Origin of the sequence: Microbulbifer rhizosphaerae (assembly GCF_014191725.1) — a bacterium.
Classification (GTDB): domain Bacteria; phylum Pseudomonadota; class Gammaproteobacteria; order Pseudomonadales; family Cellvibrionaceae; genus Microbulbifer; species Microbulbifer rhizosphaerae.
Genome location: NZ_JACHWZ010000023.1, coordinates 58,659 through 79,700, shown reverse-complemented (window position 1 = coordinate 79,700; position 21,042 = coordinate 58,659). Strand labels below are relative to the sequence as shown.

At 57.8% G+C, this 21,042-nt stretch carries 35 protein-coding genes; 30 read left to right on the top strand and 5 right to left on the bottom strand.

What is annotated here, in order from left to right; all coding sequences use genetic code 11:
- Positions 1–169: 169 nt before the first annotated feature.
- Complete coding sequence (locus tag FHS09_RS19260; protein ID WP_183462971.1) at positions 170–646, bottom strand: YbaK/EbsC family protein; 477 nt, start codon at positions 644–646, stop codon at positions 170–172.
- A 186-nt stretch (positions 647–832) separates the two neighbouring features.
- Here FHS09_RS19260 and rpsJ point away from each other — a divergent pair, with 186 nt between their 5' ends.
- The 30 genes from rpsJ to FHS09_RS19110 all read left to right on the top strand — a co-directional run bounded on the left by rpsJ (position 833) and on the right by FHS09_RS19110 (position 16,243).
- Complete coding sequence (rpsJ, locus tag FHS09_RS19255; protein WP_066967210.1) at positions 833–1,144, top strand: 30S ribosomal protein S10; 312 nt, start codon at positions 833–835, stop codon at positions 1,142–1,144.
- Between the two features lie 110 nt (positions 1,145–1,254).
- Positions 1,255–1,890, top strand: a complete 636-nt coding sequence (rplC, locus tag FHS09_RS19250) for a 50S ribosomal protein L3 (protein WP_183462969.1) — start codon at positions 1,255–1,257, stop codon at positions 1,888–1,890.
- Positions 1,891–1,908: 18 nt separating this feature from the next.
- Positions 1,909–2,523, top strand: coding sequence for a 50S ribosomal protein L4 (gene rplD / locus FHS09_RS19245; RefSeq protein WP_183462967.1), 615 nt, complete (start codon positions 1,909–1,911; stop codon positions 2,521–2,523).
- A complete protein-coding gene (gene rplW / locus FHS09_RS19240; protein WP_183462965.1) occupies positions 2,520–2,828 on the top strand; it encodes a 50S ribosomal protein L23 in 309 nt (102 codons plus the stop codon). The genes rplD and rplW overlap by 4 nt, the downstream gene beginning before the upstream one ends.
- A gap of 17 nt (positions 2,829–2,845) precedes the next feature.
- Positions 2,846–3,670: a 50S ribosomal protein L2 gene (rplB, locus tag FHS09_RS19235; RefSeq protein ID WP_183462964.1), complete on the top strand. Its 825-nt coding sequence runs from the start codon at positions 2,846–2,848 to the stop codon at positions 3,668–3,670.
- A gap of 158 nt (positions 3,671–3,828) precedes the next feature.
- Positions 3,829–4,107, top strand: a complete 279-nt coding sequence (gene rpsS / locus FHS09_RS19230) for a 30S ribosomal protein S19 (RefSeq protein WP_067087044.1) — start codon at positions 3,829–3,831, stop codon at positions 4,105–4,107.
- A 15-nt stretch (positions 4,108–4,122) separates the two neighbouring features.
- Positions 4,123–4,455 (top strand): 50S ribosomal protein L22, encoded by a 333-nt coding sequence (gene rplV, locus FHS09_RS19225; protein ID WP_067087040.1) that lies wholly within the window; start codon positions 4,123–4,125, stop codon positions 4,453–4,455.
- A gap of 19 nt (positions 4,456–4,474) precedes the next feature.
- On the top strand, positions 4,475–5,155 hold the full coding sequence (gene rpsC, locus FHS09_RS19220; RefSeq protein WP_183462962.1) for a 30S ribosomal protein S3: 681 nt from the start codon (positions 4,475–4,477) through the stop codon (positions 5,153–5,155).
- An 11-nt stretch (positions 5,156–5,166) separates the two neighbouring features.
- Entirely contained in the window at positions 5,167–5,580 is a 414-nt protein-coding gene (gene rplP / locus FHS09_RS19215) for a 50S ribosomal protein L16 (RefSeq protein WP_073277504.1), read from the top strand.
- Entirely contained in the window at positions 5,580–5,771 is a 192-nt protein-coding gene (rpmC, locus tag FHS09_RS19210) for a 50S ribosomal protein L29 (RefSeq protein WP_069946927.1), read from the top strand. Before rplP ends, rpmC begins: the two co-directional genes overlap by 1 nt.
- 2 nt (positions 5,772–5,773) lie before the next feature.
- Complete coding sequence (rpsQ, locus tag FHS09_RS19205) at positions 5,774–6,037, top strand: 30S ribosomal protein S17 (RefSeq protein ID WP_183462960.1); 264 nt, start codon at positions 5,774–5,776, stop codon at positions 6,035–6,037.
- Positions 6,038–6,071: 34 nt separating this feature from the next.
- On the top strand, positions 6,072–6,440 hold the full coding sequence (rplN, locus tag FHS09_RS19200; RefSeq protein WP_183462957.1) for a 50S ribosomal protein L14: 369 nt from the start codon (positions 6,072–6,074) through the stop codon (positions 6,438–6,440).
- Positions 6,441–6,464: 24 nt separating this feature from the next.
- The gene (gene rplX, locus FHS09_RS19195; RefSeq protein WP_183462955.1) at positions 6,465–6,782 is read left to right on the top strand and encodes a 50S ribosomal protein L24; all 318 of its coding nucleotides are present in this window, start codon (positions 6,465–6,467) and stop codon (positions 6,780–6,782) included.
- Positions 6,783–6,800: 18 nt separating this feature from the next.
- A complete protein-coding gene (gene rplE / locus FHS09_RS19190) occupies positions 6,801–7,340 on the top strand; it encodes a 50S ribosomal protein L5 (protein WP_183462953.1) in 540 nt (179 codons plus the stop codon).
- A gap of 9 nt (positions 7,341–7,349) precedes the next feature.
- Positions 7,350–7,655 carry a 30S ribosomal protein S14 gene (gene rpsN, locus FHS09_RS19185; protein ID WP_183462951.1) on the top strand — a complete coding sequence of 102 codons (306 nt, stop codon included), beginning with the start codon at positions 7,350–7,352 and terminating at the stop codon, positions 7,653–7,655.
- A gap of 40 nt (positions 7,656–7,695) precedes the next feature.
- Positions 7,696–8,088, top strand: a complete 393-nt coding sequence (rpsH, locus tag FHS09_RS19180; RefSeq protein WP_183462949.1) for a 30S ribosomal protein S8 — start codon at positions 7,696–7,698, stop codon at positions 8,086–8,088.
- Between the two features lie 12 nt (positions 8,089–8,100).
- Entirely contained in the window at positions 8,101–8,634 is a 534-nt protein-coding gene (rplF, locus tag FHS09_RS19175; protein WP_183462947.1) for a 50S ribosomal protein L6, read from the top strand.
- 26 nt (positions 8,635–8,660) lie between these two features.
- On the top strand, positions 8,661–9,011 hold the full coding sequence (gene rplR / locus FHS09_RS19170) for a 50S ribosomal protein L18 (protein WP_183462945.1): 351 nt from the start codon (positions 8,661–8,663) through the stop codon (positions 9,009–9,011).
- A gap of 10 nt (positions 9,012–9,021) precedes the next feature.
- Positions 9,022–9,528, top strand: coding sequence for a 30S ribosomal protein S5 (gene rpsE, locus FHS09_RS19165; RefSeq protein ID WP_183462943.1), 507 nt, complete (start codon positions 9,022–9,024; stop codon positions 9,526–9,528).
- A 44-nt stretch (positions 9,529–9,572) separates the two neighbouring features.
- Positions 9,573–9,758: a 50S ribosomal protein L30 gene (rpmD, locus tag FHS09_RS19160; RefSeq protein WP_183462941.1), complete on the top strand. Its 186-nt coding sequence runs from the start codon at positions 9,573–9,575 to the stop codon at positions 9,756–9,758.
- A 1-nt stretch (position 9,759) separates the two neighbouring features.
- Positions 9,760–10,194, top strand: coding sequence for a 50S ribosomal protein L15 (gene rplO, locus FHS09_RS19155; RefSeq protein ID WP_183462939.1), 435 nt, complete (start codon positions 9,760–9,762; stop codon positions 10,192–10,194).
- Positions 10,195–10,205: 11 nt separating this feature from the next.
- Positions 10,206–11,552 carry a preprotein translocase subunit SecY gene (secY, locus tag FHS09_RS19150; RefSeq protein WP_183462936.1) on the top strand — a complete coding sequence of 449 codons (1,347 nt, stop codon included), beginning with the start codon at positions 10,206–10,208 and terminating at the stop codon, positions 11,550–11,552.
- Positions 11,553–11,596: 44 nt separating this feature from the next.
- Complete coding sequence (gene rpmJ / locus FHS09_RS19145; RefSeq protein ID WP_091516926.1) at positions 11,597–11,713, top strand: 50S ribosomal protein L36; 117 nt, start codon at positions 11,597–11,599, stop codon at positions 11,711–11,713.
- A 405-nt stretch (positions 11,714–12,118) separates the two neighbouring features.
- Entirely contained in the window at positions 12,119–12,475 is a 357-nt protein-coding gene (gene rpsM, locus FHS09_RS19140) for a 30S ribosomal protein S13 (protein ID WP_183462934.1), read from the top strand.
- 72 nt (positions 12,476–12,547) lie between these two features.
- A complete protein-coding gene (gene rpsK / locus FHS09_RS19135; protein WP_183462932.1) occupies positions 12,548–12,937 on the top strand; it encodes a 30S ribosomal protein S11 in 390 nt (129 codons plus the stop codon).
- 15 nt (positions 12,938–12,952) lie between these two features.
- Positions 12,953–13,573, top strand: coding sequence for a 30S ribosomal protein S4 (gene rpsD / locus FHS09_RS19130; protein WP_183462931.1), 621 nt, complete (start codon positions 12,953–12,955; stop codon positions 13,571–13,573).
- A gap of 45 nt (positions 13,574–13,618) precedes the next feature.
- Positions 13,619–14,623 (top strand): DNA-directed RNA polymerase subunit alpha, encoded by a 1,005-nt coding sequence (locus FHS09_RS19125; RefSeq protein ID WP_183462929.1) that lies wholly within the window; start codon positions 13,619–13,621, stop codon positions 14,621–14,623.
- Positions 14,624–14,738: 115 nt separating this feature from the next.
- Positions 14,739–15,134, top strand: a complete 396-nt coding sequence (rplQ, locus tag FHS09_RS19120; protein WP_183462927.1) for a 50S ribosomal protein L17 — start codon at positions 14,739–14,741, stop codon at positions 15,132–15,134.
- A gap of 148 nt (positions 15,135–15,282) precedes the next feature.
- Positions 15,283–15,531: a YeaC family protein gene (locus FHS09_RS19115; RefSeq protein ID WP_183462925.1), complete on the top strand. Its 249-nt coding sequence runs from the start codon at positions 15,283–15,285 to the stop codon at positions 15,529–15,531.
- A gap of 100 nt (positions 15,532–15,631) precedes the next feature.
- Positions 15,632–16,243: a hypothetical protein gene (locus FHS09_RS19110; RefSeq protein WP_183462923.1), complete on the top strand. Its 612-nt coding sequence runs from the start codon at positions 15,632–15,634 to the stop codon at positions 16,241–16,243.
- A 67-nt stretch (positions 16,244–16,310) separates the two neighbouring features.
- On the opposite strand, the gene FHS09_RS19105 is transcribed toward FHS09_RS19110, so the two are convergent.
- The 4 genes from FHS09_RS19105 to FHS09_RS19090 all read right to left on the bottom strand — a co-directional run bounded on the left by FHS09_RS19105 (position 16,311) and on the right by FHS09_RS19090 (position 21,015).
- Positions 16,311–17,765: a pectin acetylesterase-family hydrolase gene (locus FHS09_RS19105; protein WP_183462921.1), complete on the bottom strand. Its 1,455-nt coding sequence runs from the start codon at positions 17,763–17,765 to the stop codon at positions 16,311–16,313.
- Positions 17,766–18,091: 326 nt separating this feature from the next.
- The gene (locus tag FHS09_RS19100; RefSeq protein WP_183462919.1) at positions 18,092–19,567 is read right to left on the bottom strand and encodes a serine hydrolase domain-containing protein; all 1,476 of its coding nucleotides are present in this window, start codon (positions 19,565–19,567) and stop codon (positions 18,092–18,094) included.
- Positions 19,568–19,869: 302 nt separating this feature from the next.
- Complete coding sequence (locus FHS09_RS19095) at positions 19,870–20,088, bottom strand: GNAT family protein (protein ID WP_183462917.1); 219 nt, start codon at positions 20,086–20,088, stop codon at positions 19,870–19,872.
- Between the two features lie 321 nt (positions 20,089–20,409).
- Positions 20,410–21,015, bottom strand: a complete 606-nt coding sequence (locus tag FHS09_RS19090) for a hypothetical protein (RefSeq protein ID WP_183462915.1) — start codon at positions 21,013–21,015, stop codon at positions 20,410–20,412.
- Positions 21,016–21,042: the final 27 nt, after the last annotated feature.

Sequence of the window (21,042 nt, the reverse complement as noted above, 5' to 3'; positions counted from 1 at the left end):
ATCGGGACTCGGGACTCGGGACTCGGGACTCGGGACTCGGGACTCGGGACTCGGGACTCGGGACTCGGGACTCGGGACTCGGGACTCGGGACTCGGGACTCGGCGAGGGCCCGGCCGCCTGACGGCGGCCGGGCCTTTCTGTTTGCCGTCCTCTGTGTCCTGTCTTCTATTACGGCCAGTCCTTGCTCAAATCGCAGCTCTGGCAGTCCTCGAACAGCTTGGCAAAGCGCGCGCCGTCCATTTCCACCAGCTCCTCGTGGTCGCCGGCCTCGAAATAGACGGTGTCGCGGTGGCGCAGGCTGTTGTCCAGCACGGTGGTTATGCCGTAGGCCTGTCCCAGGGGGGGCAGGGCGCCCAGCTCGCAGTCCGGGAAGGCGCGACTCAGCTCCCCTTCCTCCACCATCTCCAGGTGCCTGCGGCCGGTCTCATCGTGCACCGCGCGCATATCCAGACTGCTGCTGGCGGGCAGCACCGCCAGCACGTAACCCTGGTCGTCTTTGAGCAGCACCGCTTTGGCCACCTGGTCTTCGCGGACACGGGCCGCGCGGGCGCTCTCGGCGCTGCGTTGGCTGTGGGGATGCTGGACCAACTGGAAGTCGACCGACTGGTCGCGTAAATACTGACTCACTCTTGCAGCTATGGTCACGGTCTTTTCTCCTCGTTTCGCAGTGGCGTCTTTCAAGTGTAGTTTCACGCCGCGCCGGCGGTGCAAAACCGAGGCTGGTTGGCAGTTGACAGGCTGTGGTGCTGGCCGTAGAATTCGCGCTCCTTTTCGCCCGCCCTCGGGGCTGCGCAAAGGGACGTTCTTTGGTTTTGATTGGAGTTTGATTCCATGCAGGGTCAACGCATCCGAATTCGCCTGAAGGCGTTCGATCACAAGCTGATCGACACGTCTACCCAGGAGATCGTCGAGACGGCCAAGCGCACCGGTGCGCAGGTTCGCGGTCCCATTCCGCTGCCGACTCGCAAAGAGAAGTACACTGTGCTGATTTCCCCGCACGTCAACAAAGACGCGCGCGACCAGTACGAGATTCGTACCCACAAGCGTTTGCTGGACATCGTCGAGCCCACCGAGAAAACCGTCGACGCGCTGATGAAGCTCGATCTGGCGGCCGGTGTTGAGGTTCAGATCAGTCTCGGCTAACTCTTTTAATTAACTACCGAATCCCGGGCGAAAAAGGTCCGGGTAGTGTAACGCTCTGAAACTGGGCGGCCGCAGTGGGTTAAAGCCCCGTGCACTGAGAGGTTGAAACGATGACTATAGGTATTGTCGGCCGCAAGAGCGGCATGACTCGCATCTTCACTGAAGATGGCGCTTCTATTCCGGTTACCGTTATCGAGGTGGCCCCGAATCGCGTCACCCAGGTGAAAAGTGTGGAAACTGACGGTTATGCCGCGGTTCAGGTGACCGTGGGTAACCGTAAGGCTTCCCGTGTCTCCAAGCCCCAAGCGGGCCACTTCGCCAAGGCCAATACTGAGGCCGGCACTCGTCTCTTCGAGCTGCGCACCGACGCGTCTGAGGAGACCTTCGAAATCGGTTCTGAGATCACTGTCTCCGGCTTTGAGGCCGGCCAGAAGATCGACGTAACCGGCACTTCCAAGGGTAAAGGTTTTCAGGGCGGCATTAAGCGCTGGAACTTCAGCATGCAGGACGCTACCCACGGCAACTCTCTGTCTCACCGCGCTCCCGGTTCCATCGGCCAGTGCCAGACTCCCGGTCGCGTGTGGAAAGGCAAGAAGATGGCCGGCCACATGGGTGCTGAGCGTGTAACTGTTCAGAACCTGGAAGTGGTTCGTGTCGACGCCGAACGCAATCTGCTGCTGGTTAAAGGTGCCGTTCCCGGTGCGCCCGGCGGTGATGTAATCGTCCGTCCGGCAGTAAAAGCCTAAGTCTGAGGGGAAATGGATATGGAACTGAATATCGCTACTCCCGAAGGCGCCAAAGGCACTGTAGCTGTCTCTGAAGTGACTTTCGGACGTGAGTTTAATCAGGATCTCGTACACCAGGCGGTAGTGGCCTACATGGCCGGTGCCCGCCAGGGTACCAAGGCGCAGAAGAATCGCGCCGACGTCTCCGGTGGTGGCAAGAAGCCCTGGCGCCAGAAAGGCACCGGTCGCGCCCGCGCCGGTACCATCCGCAGCCCGCTGTGGCGCTCCGGTGGCGTAACCTTCGCCGCTGAGCCGCGGGATCACAGCGTCAAGCTGAACAAGAAAATGTACCGCGCCGCTCTGCGCTGCATCCTCTCCGAGCTGGCCCGCCAGGAGCGCCTGGTGGTGGTGGAGTCCTTCGAGATGGAGGTGCCCAAGACCAAGCAGCTGGTGAGCAAACTGGCTCAGCTCGACCTGGCGGATGCGCTGATAATCACTGAAGAAGTGAGTGAGAACCTCTACCTGGCTTCTCGCAACCTGCACAAGATCGACGTGCGCGACGTGCAGGGCATCGACCCGGTGAGCCTGATCCGCTTCGATAAGGTCGTGGTTACCGTGTCTGCGCTCAAGAAAATTGAAGAGGTGCTGGGATGAACAAGCAGGAGCGACTCTACAAAGTACTGCTCGGCCCGGTAATTTCCGAAAAAGCTGCTGCATTGGCGGACGCCGCCAACCAGGTGGTTTTCAAGGTCACCACCGATGCCGATAAAGCCGAGATCAAGGCCGCGGTTGAAAAGCTGTTCAATGTTTCCGTCGAACAGGTTCGCACCGTGAACGTAAAAGGCAAAACCAAGCGTACGCGTTTCGGCATGGGCCGTCGCAACGACTGGAAAAAAGCCTACGTTCGCCTGGCCGAAGGCAGCGACATCAACTTTGAAGCTGCCGACGTAACGGCGTAAGTAAGGGGACAGTTGCAATGCCGATTGTAAAAAGTAAACCGACCTCTGCCGGCCGTCGCCACCTGGTCAAGGTTGTAAACCCTGACCTGTACAAGGGTGAGCCCTATGCTCCCCTGGTAGAGAAGAAAAGCAAGAGCGGCGGTCGTAACAACGCCGGTCGCATCACCACCCGCCATATCGGCGGTGGTCACAAGCAGCACTACCGTGTTATCGACTTCAAGCGCAACAAGGACGGCATCCCGGCCAAGGTTGAGCGCCTGGAGTACGATCCGAACCGCAGTGCCAATATTGCCCTGGTCTGCTACGCAGACGGCGAGCGCCGTTACATCATCGCGCCGAAAGGCCTGAAAGCCGGTGCTACCGTGCAGTCCGGCGATGCGGCGCCGATCGTTGTGGGCAACACCCTGCCGCTGCGCAATATCCCGGTGGGTTCCGTGATCCACGGTCTCGAGCTGAAGCCGGGCAAGGGCGCCCAGTTGGCCCGCTCCGCCGGTGCCTCTGTGCAGCTGGTGGCGCGCGAAGGTCAGTACGCGACCGTTCGCCTGCGTTCCGGCGAGATGCGCAAGGTGTTGTCCGAGTGCCGCGCTACCCTGGGTGAGGTGAGCAACTCCGAGCACAGCCTGCGCAAGCTGGGTAAAGCCGGTGCCAAGCGCTGGCGCGGTGTTCGCCCGACCGTTCGCGGTGTGGCGATGAACCCGGTGGATCACCCGCACGGTGGTGGTGAAGGTCGTACCTCTGGTGGCCGTCACCCGGTAACCCCCTGGGGTGTGCCCACGAAGGGTAAGAAAACGCGTAAGAACAAGCGCACCGACAAGATGATAGTACGCCGTCGCGGCAAATAAACCCGGCATACCGTGACCGGCACAGGATGTGCCGGCGCAAATCGGCAGCTTTGTTGCCGAGTTGGCGAAAGCCGATTACTGACATGCGCCGGAATCGGCGTCTTTTGAAAAAGTCAGGACGGCTTTTTCAAAACTGAGAGAGCAAAGAGGAATCTAAAGTGCCACGCTCATTGAAGAAAGGTCCCTTTATTGATCTTCATCTGATCAAAAAGGTGGAGGCGGCGATTGCAGCCAATGATCGTCGACCGATTAAAACCTGGTCCCGCCGTTCCATGGTTATGCCGGAAATGGTGGGTCTGACGATTGCCGTGCACAACGGTCGTCAACACGTGCCCGTACTGGTCAACGAAGAGATGGTTGGTCACAAGCTGGGCGAGTTCGCCGCTACCCGCACTTACCGCGGTCACGCTGCGGACAAGAAAGCGAAGAAGCGCTAAGCCGAGGTTATAACGATGGAAGTAGCAGCAAAATTACGCGGCGCTCGTCTATCGGCGCAAAAGGCGCGTCTGGTGGCTGATCAGATTCGCGGCAAAGGTGTCGAGGAAGCCCTGGACATCCTGGCTTTCAGCCAGAAGAAGGGTGCGGCGATCGTCAAGAAAGTACTGGAGTCGGCCATCGCCAACGCCGAGCACAACGATGGTGCTGACGTTGACGAGCTGAAGGTTTCCACGATTTTTGTGGATGAGGGTATGACCATGAAGCGCATCAAACCGCGCGCCAAGGGTCGTGCCGATCGGATTCTTAAGCGTACTTGTCACATCACTGTGAAAGTGGCCGAGAAATAAGAGAGCAGGCGAGAAAACCATGGGACAAAAAGTACATCCTACCGGCATTCGTCTGGGTATCGTTAAAAAGCATACCTCTGTCTGGTATGCCGGCAGCGACGAGTACGCAGACAAGCTGTACACGGATCTGAAAGTTCGCGATTACATTCGCAAAAAACTGGCCCACGCTTCCGTGAGCCGTATCGAGATCGAGCGTCCGGCGAACACTGCGCGTGTGACTATTCACACCGCCCGTCCGGGTATCGTGATCGGTAAAAGAGGTGAGGACGTAGAGCGTCTGCGCAACGAAGTCAGTGCGCAGATGGGCGTGCCGGTGCACATCGACATTGAAGAAGTGCGCAAGCCGGATCTGGATGCCGCTCTGGTTGGCCAGAACGTTGCCCAGCAGTTGGAGCGCCGTGTGATGTTCCGTCGCGCCATGAAGCGCGCGGTGCAGAACGCAATGCGCCAGGGCGCCGAGGGCATCAAGATTCAGGTGAGCGGTCGTCTCGGCGGTGCGGAAATTGCCCGTACCGAGTGGTATCGCGAAGGCCGTGTGCCGCTGCACACCCTGCGCGCAAATATCGACTACGCCACCGCTGAAGCGATGACCACTTACGGCATCATCGGTATCAAGGTTTGGATCTTCAAAGGTGAAGTCATCGGTGACGAAATTCCCGATGAGCAGCCGAAGAAGACCCGTAAGAAAGCTGCTAAATAAGGGGTACGCAGATGCTGCAACCAAAGCGTACAAAATTCCGCAAGGTACAGAAGGGTCGCAACCGCGGTCTTTCCCAGCGCGGCTCTAAAGTGAGCTTTGGCGAGTTCGGCCTCAAGGCCATCGGTCGCGGACGCATTACTGCGCGCCAGATCGAAGCGGCTCGTCGCGCAATGACCCGTCACGTTAAGCGTGGCGGCAAGATCTGGATTCGCGTGTTTCCGGACAAGCCCATCACCAACAAGCCCCTCGAAGTACGGATGGGTAAAGGTAAAGGTGGCGTTGAATATTGGGTGGCTCAGATCCAGCCGGGCAAGGTTCTCTACGAGATGGAGGGTGTGTCCGAAGATCTGGCTCGCGAGGCTTTCGAGCTCGCTGCGGCCAAGCTGCCTGTAAAGACAACTTTCGTTAAGCGTTCGGTGATGTAATGAAGACTGCAGATCTACGCGAAAAGTCAGTTGAAGAGTTGAATCAGGAACTGCTGAATCAACTCGAAGCACAGTTCAAGCTTCGCATGCAAAAGTCCACCGGTCAGCTGACTCAGACCCATCTGCTGAAGCAGACTCGTCGCGACATTGCTCGCATTAAGACTGTGTTGACCGAGAAGGCAGGTAATTAATCATGGCTGAAGCAGAACTGAAGCGCACACTCACTGGAAAGGTGGTGAGTGACAAGATGGACAAAACCATCACCGTTTTGATCGAGCGCCGTGTTAAGCACCCGATCTACGGCAAAATTGTGAGCAAGTCCACCAAGCTGAAGGCACACGACGAGAACAACGATTGCAGCATCGGTGATGTTGTAACCATCGAAGAGTCCCGTCCGCTGTCCAAGAGCAAGTCCTGGGCTTTGCAGAAAATTGTAGAGCGTGCGGCGAAGGTTTAACCCCTAGCGCATTGAAGAGTTTCGGAGAGAGACGATGATTCAAGCGGAATCCTACTTAGAAGTAGCTGACAACAGTGGGGCTCGCCGCGTCATGTGCATCAAGGTGCTGGGCGGCTCCCATCGTCGTTATGCTGGCGTGGGCGACATTATCAAGGTGACCGTTAAGGAAGCCATTCCCCGCGGTAAAGTAAAGAAAGGTCAGGTAATGAATGCCGTTGTGGTTCGCACCAAAAAAGGTGTGCGCCGTGCGGACGGCTCCCTGATCAAATTTGACGATAACGCAGCGGTGCTGCTGAACCAGCAACATGCGCCGGTCGGCACCCGTATTTTCGGGCCGGTGACTCGCGAGCTGCGCGGTGAGAAGTTCATGAAGATCATCTCACTGGCACCTGAAGTTATCTAACGGCCTTCGAGCGGAGACAGAGTTATGCGCAAGATCAAGCGTGACGACGAAGTGATCGTTATCGCCGGTCGCGACAAGGGCAAGCGCGGTACAGTACGCAAAGTGCTGAACGACGGCCGATTGATTGTTGCCGGTGTGCAGATGATCAAGAAACACCAGAAGCCGAACCCCCAGTTGGGCGTTGCCGGTGGGATCGTTGAGAAAGAAGCCGCAATCCAGGCTTCCAACGTTGCCATCTACAACCCGAACAGCCAAAAGGCTGACCGGGTAGGCTTCAAAGTACTGGAAGACGGCACTAAGATTCGCGTCTTTAAATCCAGCGGCGAAGCCGTTGACGCATAAGTAGATCAGGTAGATATCATGGCAAGGCTTAAAGAGCTCTACAGCAAAGAACTCGCGCCCAAGCTGAAAGAAGAGCTGGGGCTCGACAATGTGATGTCCGTGCCGCGCATCACCAAGATCACCGTCAACATGGGTGTCGGCGAAGCTGTTGGTGACAAGAAGGTGCTGGAACACGCTGTCAGTGACATGACAGCAATTACTGGTCAAAAACCCATCGTGACCAATGCGCGCAAGTCTATTGCGGGCTTCAAGATTCGCGACGGCTGGCCGATCGGCTGCAAGGTGACTCTGCGCGGTGAGCGTATGTACGAGTTTCTGGAGCGCTTGGTCGATATCGCGATTCCGCGTATCCGCGACTTCCGCGGTATCAGCCCGAAGCAGTTCGACGGCCGCGGTAACTTCTCAATGGGTGTGACCGAGCAGATCATCTTCCCGGAAGTCGACTACGACAAAGTCGATAAGCTCCGCGGTCTGGATATTTGCATTACCACTACAGCGGCCAACGACGATCACGGTCGCGCGCTGCTGAAAGCGTTTAACTTCCCTTTCAAGGGTTAAGAGGAATCCATGGCGAAGAAATCCATGATTGCGCGCGAAGTAAAGCGCGCTCGAACCGCAGCTAAGTACGCGCAGAAGCGCGCAGAGCTGAAGGCGATCATCGCCAGTGCCACTGCTTCTGAAGAAGAGCAGTGGGAGGCTCAACTCAAGCTGCAAAAACTGCCGCGCGATGCAAGCCCGGTACGTCAGCAACGCCGCTGTCGTATCACTGGTCGCCCCCACGCTGTCTACCGCAAATTCGGCTTGTGCCGTAATAAGCTGCGCGAAGCCGCAATGCGTGGTGATGTTCCCGGCCTGGTCAAGTCAAGTTGGTAAAAGGTCCGGCCGGTAAAGGCAGACTTGAGGAGTCTATTAAATGAGTATGCAAGATCCGTTGGCAGATATGCTGACCCGCATCCGCAACGCCCTGGCGCGCGGAAAGGCGACGGTCACCCTGCCTTCATCCAAACTAAAAATTGCTGTGGCCAAAGTTCTTAAGGACGAAGGTTACATCACTGATTATGCGGTAAGCGAAAGCGCCAAGCCGGACCTGACCATTGACCTGAAATATTTCCAGGGCAAGCCGGTTATCGCCGAGCTGGACCGGGTGTCACGCCCGGGCCTGCGCGCTTACACTGGCAAGAAAGCGCTGCCGACTGTACGCGGTGGCCTGGGTATCGCGATCGTTTCCACCTCTCAGGGGGTGATGACCGATCGCGCTGCGCGTCAGGCCGGTGTCGGTGGCGAAGTGCTCTGCACCGTATTCTAAGCGGGGGTTGGTATGTCTCGAGTAGCAAATGATCCGGTAAAAATCCCCGCGGGCGTAACCGTGAACCTGTCAGGCCAGGATATCGCTGTCAAAGGCGGCAACGGCAACCTGGACATGGTAATTCATGGTGATGTGGAAGTGAGCGAGGCCGAAGGCCAGCTGACTTTTGCTGCGCGCAACGGTTCCAAACAGGCCAAGGCGCTGGCGGGTACTACGCGCGCACTGGTCAACAATATGGTGGTTGGTGTCAGCCAGGGTTTCGAAAGAAAACTGCAGTTGAACGGCGTTGGTTACCGCGCAAAAGCGTCCGGCAAGACCGTCAACTTGACCCTGGGCTTCTCCCACCCTATCGATTATCAGCTTCCGGAAGGTGTGACTGCGGAAACACCGAGCCAGACTGAAATCGTATTGAAGAGCAGCGATAAGCAACTGCTGGGCCAGGTGGCCGCTGAGATCCGCGCATTCCGTCCGCCGGAGCCTTACAAGGGTAAGGGTGTCCGCTACGCCGACGAGCGCGTGTATCGCAAAGAGGCCAAGAAGAAGTAGGGCAAATTAGGTAGGACGACATAGAAATGAACGTCAAAAAGCAATCTCGCTTGCGTCGTGCACGCCGTGCCCGCGCCAAGATCCGCGAGCTGGGTGCTGTTCGCCTGACCGTGAACCGCACACCGCGACATATTTACGCACAGATCCTGTCTGCCGCCGGTGACAAGGTACTGGCTTCGGCCTCTACCCTGGACAAGGACCTGCGCTCAGGGAAAACCGGGAACGTCGACGCCGCCGGGGCGGTGGGCACCCTGATCGCCGAGCGCGCCAAAGCGGCCGGCGTTGAGCAGGTGGCCTTTGACCGCAGCGGTTACAAGTACCACGGCCGCGTCAAGGCCCTGGCTGACGCTGCCCGCGAAGCCGGTCTGAAATTCTAAGGGTTGAGTTATGGCTAGAGAGAAAGACAAAAGCAACGACGAAGGCCTGCAGGAAAAGCTGGTCCAGGTCAATCGCGTTGCCAAAACTGTTAAAGGTGGTCGCATCTTCGCCTTTACTGCACTGACTGTAGTGGGCGACGGCAACGGCCGCGTCGGCTTCGGCCGCGGCAAAGCCCGCGAGGTACCGGTGGCGATCCAGAAGGCGATGGAAGCGGCGCGCCGCAACATGATCCAGGTGGATCTGAACGGCGACACTATCCAGTACGCTACTAACGGCCGCCATGGCGGTTCCAAGGTGTATATGCAGCCCGCTTCCCAGGGTACCGGTGTAATCGCCGGTGGCGCCATGCGCTCCGTACTGGAGATGGCCGGTGTGCACAACGTGCTGGCCAAGTGCTACGGTTCCACCAATCCGGTGAACGTGGTGCGCGCAACCTTCAGTGCCCTGGCACAGATGTCCAGCCCGGAAGACGTCGCTGCCAAGCGCGGCAAATCTGTCGAGGAAATCCTGGGCTGATCGGCGCCAAGGGCCAAAGTTGAATCGTTTTGAGTGAATGAGTCATGGCTAAGAAGACCATTAAAGTCACCCAGGTCAAAAGTATCGCCGGTCGCCTGAAGAACCATCAGGCGTGCGTTGCCGGTCTGGGACTGCGTCGCATCGGTCACAGTGTGGAAGTGGAAGACACTCCCTCCGTGCGCGGCATGATCAATAAAGTCAATTACCTGGTTAGGGTAGAGGGGGAATAACATGCGTTTGAACGACTTGTCTCCCGCAGAAGGCCACAAGCACAGCGCCAAGCGCGTCGGTCGCGGTATCGGCAGCGGCCTGGGCAAGACCGGCGGTCGCGGTCACAAGGGCCAGAAGGCGCGCTCCGGTGGCACTGTGCGTCCGGGTTTCGAAGGCGGCCAGATGCCGTTGCAGAAGCGCCTGCCGAAGTACGGTTTCACCTCGCGTGTTTCCCGCGTAACCGCGGAAGTGCGTCTGGCGGAGCTGGCAAAGGTGGACGCCGATGTCATCGATTTGGCAGCGCTGAAGAATGCCGATATCATCGGCAGCCACGTAAAACGCGCCAAGGTGTTTCTTTCCGGCGAACTGACCAAGGCGGTAACCGTTAAAGGTCTGGCGCTTACCAAAGGAGCCAAGGCGGCTATCGAAGCCGCTGGCGGAAAAATAGAAGAGTAATCGAGGCCCCAATGGCACGACCAGGATCCGGCGTAAACTCCCTGGGCAACAGCAAGGGATTGGGCGAGCTTTGGGCTCGCCTTCGTTTTCTGTTCCTCGCGATACTGGTGTATCGCGTGGGGACACATATTCCGGTGCCCGGTATCGATCCGGAGAAGCTGGCGAATCTGTTCAACCAGAACCAGGGCACTATCCTGGGGATGTTCAACATGTTCTCCGGCGGCGCCTTGGAGCGTATGAGTATCTTGGCGCTGGGCATCATGCCCTACATCTCCGCCTCCATCATCATGCAGCTGATGAGCGCGGTGACGCCCTCTCTGGAAGCATTGAAGAAGGAGGGGGACGCCGGTCGGCGCAAGATCAACCAGTACACCCGCTATCTAACGGTGGTGCTGGCGCTGATCCAGGGTATCGGCATGACCTTCGGTCTGGCGGGACAGAACCTGTCCTACTCGGCGGAGCCGGCCTTCGGTTTCTACTTTGTGGCGGTGACGTCCCTGGTGACCGGTGCGGTGTTCATGATGTGGCTGGGTGAGCAGATCACCGAGCGGGGTGTGGGCAATGGCATTTCCATGCTGATCTTTGCCGGCATCGTCGCCGGCCTGCCCAGTGCCATCGGGCAGGCTTTCGAGCAGGCGCGGCAGGGCGAGTTGCACATTCTGATGCTGCTGGCCATCGGCTTTGTCGCTGTCGCCGTGGTGTACTTCGTGGTGGTGATGGAGCGCGGCCAGCGCCGGATTACCATCAACCACGCCCGCCGTCAGGCGGGGCGCTACTCGGCGGCGCCGGCTGCCCAATCCAGCCACCTGCCGCTGAAGGTGAACATGGCCGGTGTTATCCCGGTGATCTTCGCCAGCAGCATCCTGCTGTTCCCCGCCACCCTGGCGCAGTGGTTCGGCCAGGGCGGCGAGGGCCTGGGTGCGGAGATACTGCAGAAATTGGCGTTGGCCCTGGGGCCGGGACAGCCGCTGAACATTATCCTGTTCGCCGGCCTGATTGGTTTCTTCTGCTTCTTCTATACGGCGTTGATGTTCAACCCCAATGAAGTGGCGGACAACCTGAAACGGTCCGGTGCCTATGTGCCCGGTATCCGCCCGGGTGAACAGACCGCTCGTTATATCGACAGCGTGCTGACTCGCTTGACTTTGGTGGGTGCCGTGTATATCGCACTGGTCTCCCTGCTGCCGCAGTTTCTGGTGGTGGGATTGAACATACCTTTCTATCTGGGTGGTACTTCGCTGCTGATCGTTGTAGTGGTAGTGATGGACTTTATGGCACAGGTGCAGTCACACCTGCTGTCCCACCAGTACGAAGGAATGATGAAAAAGGCGAACCTGCAGAGCTATGGTCGCCGCTAACTGCGGTACACCGGCGAGCAGTTTGATTGAATTGAGGTAAGGTCATGAAAGTACGCGCTTCTGTAAAAAAGATCTGCCGTAACTGCAAAATCGTGCGCCGCAAGGGTGTTCTGCGAGTAATCTGCAGTACCGATCCGCGCCACAAGCAGAGACAGGGCTAAGCTGGCGCCGAGCTCCCGCTCGGCAGGCGGGCCGCAAGGCCCGTCGGTGTAGAAGCGGCCCATAGCCGCGATCAGAGATCGCGGCTATGGGCCGCTTCTAAAGGAAGAATTAGCCGGCTATTGCCGCCCCGCGATAACCGGCGACACCGCAGGCCCTCAAGGCAGGCGGTGGATACCGAACAGCCACTGGATGGGCGGTATCAAAAGGGGGCGTTGACTGTCGTCCATCTCCCTCCCCGCGCAATCGAGGAGGGCCTGGGCTATTGCAATTTAGTGTCTGAAAAGCTATTCTTGCGCGCCTTTTTGGTGGCGCCGCCGGTTTTTTAGTCGCTGTCAGCGCCGAATTTAAGTAGAGCCACGCTCTTTATTAAAAGTAGTGGCTCCCAATACGTGGAGTATGCCTCTATGGCACGTATTGCTGGTGTCAATGTACCAGACCACAAGCACGCCGTGATCTCCCTGACCCATGTTTTCGGGGTCGGTCGCACCACGGCGAAGTCTATTTTGGCAGCGACCGGTATCGCTGAATCCACCAAGATCCGCGACCTCTCCGAAGAGCAGCTGGAATCCATCCGCGGTGAAATTGCCAAGCTCACCGTTGAGGGCGACCTGCGCCGCGAAGTGTCCATGAACATCAAGCGTTTGATGGACCTGGGCTGCTACCGGGGCCTGCGCCACCGCCGCAACCTGCCGGTTCGCGGTCAGCGCACCAAGACCAACGCCCGCACCCGCAAGGGTCCGCGCAAGCCGATTCGCAAGTAAAGCGAACTCGCAGGTTTTCACAAGCCCTCTCCCTAGAGAAGAGGGATTTGATACAGGATTTAGGATACAGGTATGGCCAAGCCAAAAACTACTGTTCGCAAGAAGGTCAAAAAGACCGTTGTCGACGGTGTTGCCCACGTCCACGCATCGTTTAACAATACGATCGTAACGATCACCGATCGCCAGGGTAACACCCTCAGCTGGGCCACTTCGGGTGGTTCCGGTTTCCGCGGCTCTCGCAAGAGCACGCCGTTTGCAGCCCAGGTTGCCGCCGAGCGCGCAGGTGTTGCCGCTCAGGAGTACGGCCTGAAAAACCTCGACGTTGAAGTCAAGGGCCCCGGCCCCGGTCGCGAATCTGCGGTTCGCGCACTGAACAACTGTGGCTTCAAGATCACCAACATCACCGACGTGACGCCCATTCCGCACAATGGATGCCGTCCGCCCAAAAAACGTCGCGTGTAACAGGGGGCTGACAAAATGGCACGTTATATTGGACCAAAATGTAAACTTTCCCGCCGGGAAGGTACCGATCTGCAGCTCAAAAGCGGCGTTCGTCCGCACGACTCCAAATGTCGCGCAGAAGCCAAACCCGGCCAGCACGGCGCCGGTCGCGGCCGTCTGTCCGACTACGGCGTACAGCTGCGCGAGAAGCAAAAGGTTCGCCGTATCTACGGCGTACTGGAAAAGCAGTTCCGCAACTACTATAAGGAAGCGGCGCGCCTGAAGGGCGCCACTGGTGAAAACCTGCTGCAACTGCTGGAGAAGCGCCTGGACAACGTGGTGTACCGCATGGGTTTCGGTTCCACCCGTTCCGAAGCGCGCCAACTGGTTTCCCACAAGGCGATTCTGGTCAACGGCAGCGCTGTGAACATCCCCTCCTACCAGGTTAAGGAAGGCGATGTCATTTCCATACGCGAAAAAGCCAAAAAGCAGATGCGTATCCAGCATTCCGTTTCCCTCGCCGCCCAGCGTGGCGACGTCGAGTGGGTAGACGTCAACGCGAGCAAGCTGGAGGGCACTTTCAAGCGCGTTCCGGATCGTGTGGACCTGCCGGCAGAGATCAACGAAAACCTTATTGTGGAACTCTACTCAAAGTAAGACCTAGTTCCACTTAAGGCAAAGTAACTGTAAACAGGTATGGCTATGCAGACTGCTGTCAACGAGTTTTTGACACCGCGTCGTATTGACGTCACCGAGTACAACCCGAACCACGCCAAAGTGGTTCTGGAGCCGTTGGAGCGTGGTTTCGGCCACACTCTGGGCAACGCCCTGCGCCGCATCCTGCTGTCTTCCATGCCGGGCTGTGCCGTCACCGAAGTGGAAATCGACGGTGTCGAGCACGAGTACAGCGCGATTGAAGGTGTGCAGGAGGATGTGATTGAGATCCTGCTCAACCTGAAGGAAATCGCCGTTGTGATGCACGGCAAGGACCAGGCGGTACTGAGCCTGAGCAAGAAGGGCCCGGGTGCGGTGACAGCTGGAGATATCCAGGTGGATCACGACATCGAGATCGTGAATCCCGAGCACGTGATCGCCAATATCACCGGCGACGTGGAACTCAGCCTGCGCCTGACCGTGGCGCGCGGCCGGGGCTACCAGCCCGCCGACGCCCGCCGCGATGAGGAAGAGGAAACCCGCGCGATCGGCCGCCTGCAGCTGGATGCCTCCTATAGCCCGGTTCGTCGCGTGGCCTACAGCGTAGAGTCCGCGCGCGTGGAGCAGCGCACCGACCTCGACAAGCTGGTGCTGGACCTGGAGACCAACGGAACCCTGGACCCGGAAGAGGCTATTCGCCGCGCCGCCACTATCCTGCAGCAGCAGCTGGCAGTGTTCGTGGACCTGGAAGGCGAGAAAGAGGCCCAGCCGGAATCCAAGGAGGAGGAAGTGGACCCGGTCCTGCTGCGTCCTGTGGACGACCTGGAGCTGACCGTGCGTTCGGCCAACTGTCTGAAAGCGGAAAACATCTACTATATCGGCGACCTGATTCAGCGCACCGAGGTAGAACTGCTCAAGACTCCGAACCTGGGCAAGAAGTCCCTGACCGAAATCAAGGATGTCCTGGCTTCCCGCGGCTTGTCCCTGGGTATGCGCCTGGAGAACTGGCCGCCGGCCAGCCTCAAAGGCGACAGCAAGCTGAGCGCCCTGTAAACATTTTTAAGTATTGCAGTAGCGGCCTCTGGCCGTGAAAGAATTAACTTCAGCGGTTTTTACCGCGCCAGAACGACTTGCCGCGAAGGCAATTGAAGTCGTAAGGAATTGAGTCATGCGTCATCGCTATAGTGGCCGTAAATTCAGCCGTACCAGCGCTCACCGCAAGGCCATGTTCAAGAACATGACCGCCTCTCTGGTGGAGCACGAACTGATCAAAACCACACTGCCGAAAGCCAAGGAGCTGCGTCGCGTCGCCGAGCCGCTGATTACCCTGGCCAAGAAGGACAGTGTCGCCAACCGCCGTCTGGCTTTCGCCCGTATCCGCGACAAGGATGCCGTGCGCAAGCTGTTCGACGAGTTGGGCCCGCGCTACGGAGCCCGTCCGGGCGGATATATCCGCATCCTGAAGTGCGGTTTTCGCGCCGGCGATAAGGCCCCGATGGCCTATGTCGAACTGGTAGACCGTCCCCAGGTCGAAGAAGACACGGCTGAAGCTGCCGAAGCGTAAGCTCCGGCGTCCTGCACAAAAAAGCCGGTCTGAGACCGGCTTTTTTGTGTGAAGCACATCCCCGTGCTTCACCCTGCGGGTCAGCTAAAGCTGACCAGAAGCGCTCCGGGCGCTTTGTGCGCATCTGATATCCGAGGTATTGGAGCCCATGTCTTTCCAGCAACTGTTCAACAATCTCAACCCACAGATAATTGGTAGCCTAAAACGCGCCATCGAGCTGGGAAAATGGCCCAACGGCGCCGCGGTCACCGATGAGCAGCGCCGGCTTTGTGCCGAGGCGGTGGCAAGTTGGGAAAAGCGCAACCTGCCGGAGGAAGCCCGTGTGGGCTACGTGCCGCCGAAGAATACCCCCTGCGCAGATAAAACGGTGGACGAGCAGAAGCTGAACTGGGTGTAGCGTCCCGGGGCTCCTACACACGCAGATACCCCGGTGCTTTGTGTATTTCCTCGCAATGGCTACACTGTTCCCGTTACCGCCAATAACGGGAGCAGCAACAATGAATAATAAGATCCGGCTGTCTGTTGTTATCGTCCTGGCCCTGGGCACTGGCGTCGCCACCTGGCGATATTTCTTCTCCCCCACGCAGAGCAGCGCCGATACTCCCACAGTCCCCGTCGCCGACGATTCCGGCCCCAGTCCCGCCAAACAGAGTCGGGAAGACCTGTCCAGCCTGCTGTCCGATCCGCGGGTACAGCGCTATTTCCAGCGGGAAAAGGACAAGCGGTCGCTACAGGACTACTTCAGCAACAGCGGCGAACTGAGTGCAGAGGAGAGCTGGCGGCTGATCGAAGCCATCGAGGCTGAGGGCCGCATAATGGCCTACGAGGCGATGGCGCTGAAACTGGCCTGGCTGGAGCGCAACAGCGCCAGCAAGGTGGAGTTTGATCGAGCCGCCGGTGAGCTGGTGGAGGGTTACCGGCAGAAATCGCAACAGAGTGTCGAGGAGTATGATCCTTATGAGGACGTACCGGGATTTGCCGAATACAAGGAAATGGAAGCGCAGATAGTGCGCGAGGTACAGCAGATGACCACTTTCCCCGATGGTATGAGCAAACAGGAATACCTGCGCAGGCGGCTGCAGGAAGCCCGGGAAAACGCGTATCAATGAACAGTGATTGCGGAGCGACCGCGCAATGCTGTCGCTCCGCACCGTTCACTGGCAATTGATCACTGGATCAGAGCAGTCCTCCCACCAGATCGTAGAACCAATTGTGGTTGTTTTCGTAGTCGGATACCTGATCCGTCTCGTAGGCGCGCATCATGCTGCCACCCTGGTAGTTCACGATATTGTTGAGAAAATCCCGCAATACCAGCCCGTGCTCGGCGATCTCGCCGTACTCCAGATCGAGAATGGTGGTGCAGTGGCTCTCGTTGAAATCCCGGTACATGGGAAAGTAGTAGCCCCAGTTGCCGGTCTGCTCGAGTAGCGGGATCAGGTTGCTGTGGGTGTCCTGCTGCCACTTCTCGCGCAGCTTGTTCAAGCGCGATTCCGGGTCCGGGTCGTTGTAAATATCGTCGTGGAAACGCTCGTAGGAATAGGAGGAGAAATTGCCGTCGGCGAGGAAGTGGGTGATGCCCAGGCGATCATCGGGGAACTTGTTGGAGAGGCTTGTGTAGAGCGAGGCGAGTTCGTTGCTGTCAAATCCCGGGGTAATACCGGCGAGCATATTGACCGGATTGACGTCACTGGGATCACCGCCGGCAGTGAAAGTGGTCCATGAACTCAGTACTTTCTTGTGCAACGGCAGAGACGGATAGCTATTGCTGTCGTTACTGTTTAACGGGGCCCGGTAGAGTGGGCCCGAATCGTCGATCAGGTAGCCGTAATCCACATTCATATCCGCGCGCAGCTTGGAGTAGTTCAGCAGCGCACCGATACTGCCGGCGCTGCAGCCCGCCGTCACCATCTGTTTCGGTTTCTGCAGATTGTTCTTCACCCAGGAAGTCACCGCCTGCACATTGCGCACACCGTTGTGGTGCCATACCAGGTCCGGGTTCTCTCCGGTGAGATCCTGGTAAATTTCAGTCTTGTCCCCGACATAGATGTCACCGGTGCAGTAGGGTACATACACCAGATTCCATTCGCCGGTTTTGAACCGGTTGTAAGGATGGTGGGTGTAGATCAGTGGGGATACCGCTGCGGTGGCCAGGTTGGCTGAGTTTTCAAAATCCAGCAGATTGATATTCTGCACGTAATTGTCGGGGATACCGTTGGGGTTGCGAGCGCCGCGAATACCGCCCGCGCCGGAGCAGCTTTCGTAATCCCAGCAGGCACCACCGCCCTCGAAATAGAAGATAGTGTTGCTGGTATCCGGCACCCGGTAGACGAAAAACTTGTAGGGCGAGCCGTTGCCGCACATGGCTCCTGTGCTGGCCGGCACATCCACTTTCTGCCAGTTGTCGTAGTCGCCCGGGTCGAAGTCGTCATTGAAATCCGGGTCGCGCAGGGTCAGCGGATACATCCCTTGAGCCTGCTCCGGGGTTACCGGCGCGTTGGCATCGGGCGGGTCGAATAGGTTACCCACGGTATCCCAGAAACCGTAGTCTCCGGGTTCCGAATGGGCGCTGGTACTGAAAACAAACAGGCCGGCCGCAAAAGCGGGAGCCAGGTTACGGAGAGTTTTTATCATTATTAAATCCCCTGGGATGGTCGGAGTTTTCTCTCTGGACCCCGCCCAAGTCACAATGCGAGTCGCATCTCAAGGGACAGCGAACAAGTACCTCTACCCTTGTCGATTGCGATAGCCTGGACACAGGTCCAAATCGCCTATTGGGTAAAACGGTCTGAGCGTAGTGAATAAATCCGGGGGGGTCCAGGAAATTGCGCACCAAAACTGTGTGGTCACCATAGACGTACCAGTCGAGAGCGAACTGGATAAAAACTGTGTCACTAATTCAGTTGTGGCAGGTCGGGAGTTAGCTGGATGTGGCACTTACTAATGCAAGCGGCTTCTGCTCAATGTTGCTTTACAAACTCCCGGTCGAGAAAACGCACTCCATTGATTTCGCCGGACGGGTCCATGAGAAATTGCGCCACACTGCCGCCACCGGTTATTTCAATGCGAAAAGCGTTGTCGCTTGCGTCGTAGATTTCAACAGGGGAGTGCGCCACCCCCATGCGCACCTTCAGGCCCGTCTCACCCAAGAGCCACTGCATGGTGCCAAGTTCGGCATTTTTATAGGTGCCTGCGTAGACTTCCAGTGAGTGCGGCAGAGGAGCCGCGCGCTGTTTACGCTCATGCAGATGTTTTGCGTAACCCTCCCTATAGCCTGCCAGCCATCGCTCCATCTCATTCAGTCTGGTTGCGAAGCGCTCAACCGCTCCCTTCGTGCCCAGCAGCAGTTCGTAGATGGTGTTCGCCATCAGGTCCGCGGCGGGCGTGGCGGCGTTTGCAAGTACCACTACACCGATATCGTGTTCCGGCATAAATGACATGTGCGCGCGATAACCGCCGAAGGCGCCGAAGCGGTGAAGCAGCGTTTCCCCCCGGTAGTCGCCGATATCCCAGCCGTAGCCCCAGCCACTGCGATGGTAGTCGCCGAATTGTCGGTCCTGTTTGGCGTGCCGTTTTTGGGTCAGCAACAGGGGCGCTTCGGCAAAAATGCGTTTGCTGTGGAGGCTTCCGCGGCTGATTTGAGCCGCGACAAAGCGTGCGAGACTGGAGGCGGTGGAGAAATGGCCGCCCGCGGCGTGCAGGTTGGCATCGGCCTTGAGAATCGGAATACGGCTGATCGGCGTGGTGGCCACGGTGTGTGGCATGGCGATCTGCTCAGGTAGCAGGTTCGAAATTCGCGCTCTGGTCTGTCCCATACCCAGGGGCGCCAGCACTTCGGTATTTACCGCCTGTTTCCAGCCGTGCTCTCCGTTCCCACCCAATACCAGGCCCAGCAGGTTGTAGCCCAGGTTGTCGTAGTTGAAACGTTTACCGTTTTCGGAGGGCTGATACTCTTTGAGTAACTCAATCAGCTTGGCGCGGGTGAAATCCCCGGAATAGGCGGTGCGCAGAATTACCGGCCAACGATCGTCCATGCCGTGGCGCATGGCCAGCAGATCGTCCAGAGTGACCCGCTGTGATTCCCAGGCCGTGCCTTTGAGTTCCGGCAGGTAGTCAATGAGTGGCACCTCGAGATCGAGTTCGCCGCGTGCAGCCCTGAGTACGACGGCTGTGGCTGTCAGGGCCTTGGTGCTCGAAGCGATGTAAAAATAGGTGTCGTTATTCACCGCCCGGCCGCTATTCACGTCCGCGGTGCCGAAGCCGTGCCGGTACACCACCCGGTCGCCGCGAACCACTGCAATACCCATGCCCGGAACGGCGCCCAGCGCTACCAGGCGCTCGCCGAAATCTGCAATCTGTGTCTGCCAATCCGCAGCCTGCGCCGATAGCCCCATTGCGCAGATCAGCGTAAAGCTAATAACTCTCCCAAGTATCATCCCTAAAACTCCTCTGTTGGTTGTACAAATGAAACCTGGGAAATCAGGTCGCGAATCACTCCGGGTTTACTCCCACCGCGGAACTTGCTCGCGCAAGCCCCCGCGATCAGAAAGCTGATGCCTTGGTGGTCGTGGCTGTATCGTTTTTGCGGGTAGTCCGCCGCGTAGTGAACCAGTCGAACTGCAAAGCCGCTGCTCAGTACTTGGCGCGCAGGATTTGAAATCCCGACAGTTCGTCAGAGGAGCGGGTGTCGGCAGTAAACAAGGATGTGGTCACTTGCGAGTCATCCGTGGTCGGAACCCTACGCGTGATTAGACGCAGTTGCGTATAGATCCAGATGCACTTCGGTCAGACTTTCCTTTCTTACCGCAGCCTGGAGCAGGTCATGCGCCTCGGCCAGAGAAGTGAGAGCTTTGCGCACCGTATAACGTACTACATTGGGGTGCGAGTAGAACGGGAAGAAATCCTCGACATCTTGCAGGGCGAACTCCGTCAGCAGCAGTCGCCGTATTTCAAGCATTGATGATATTCCTTCTTCCGGTCCAGTCGTTGCAGACTATAGCCAGCCAAAGGCGGACAACAGGCTTCTTGCACCCAGCACCATGTTGCCAGCAAGACCAACAACCCTAGCGTGTTTTGCAGTGTCGAATTTTTGTAAGGACCCAGCCGCACCGAGTTCATTTCCCACAGTAGGAAACGCCGTCACGATCGGCAGCAACAGACCGCTGGCGACCTGCGCGAACCAGATAAGCTCAACCGGCTTGATCCTAAGATTGCCGTGCCCGGGCCAATAAAGTCGGCGGCCACCATGGTGGCGGGGCAATGTCGAGTCGTTTTATTTTCATGAGTCAGACGGGCAGAGTTCCGTCGGTATGGCTGTGTTGTTGGAGCTGGACCAGTAGCATTCTCCCAATAGAGAACAATAGCAACTTTTTATTGTCAAGTACCAACGCTCTTCGTTTAGTTTTTTCCAGTACTCGCCATTTAAATCGGATTGTAGAAAAGAAACAAATACATAGCTGGATTGGCCGGGTATTACCGTTCCGGTTAGTGGGTTTGTGCCCACGTCATTTTCAGCCAGGGACTTGTAGTCACGTTGATTTTCAAGAGATTCGAGTTCGTGGTCGAGATCGCTTGCTTCTTCGCGACAGCAGGCACTCAGGAAGTCATCGATGGAATGATATGTCTCGCCTTTATATTCGAGCAGGATGGATTCGACTATGGCGGGGCCGACACCGGCGTTGCGAAGGTTGAAGGAAATCAGCGGTCTCTGTAGTTCACCGCTGTAGTTGCTGTGTTCGAACCTAACTAAGGGCAGCGTCATTGCCCTTACCTGCTTCTCGGCAGCGTTCGCCTGCAGGTAGGTCGCATAAAAAGAGGCGCCGGAAATCAGCACCGCGCACACGGCGATGACCAGGTTCAGTCTTTCAGAGGTTAGGAGTTTCATTGTGATTTATTATTCTCCTGTTGTATG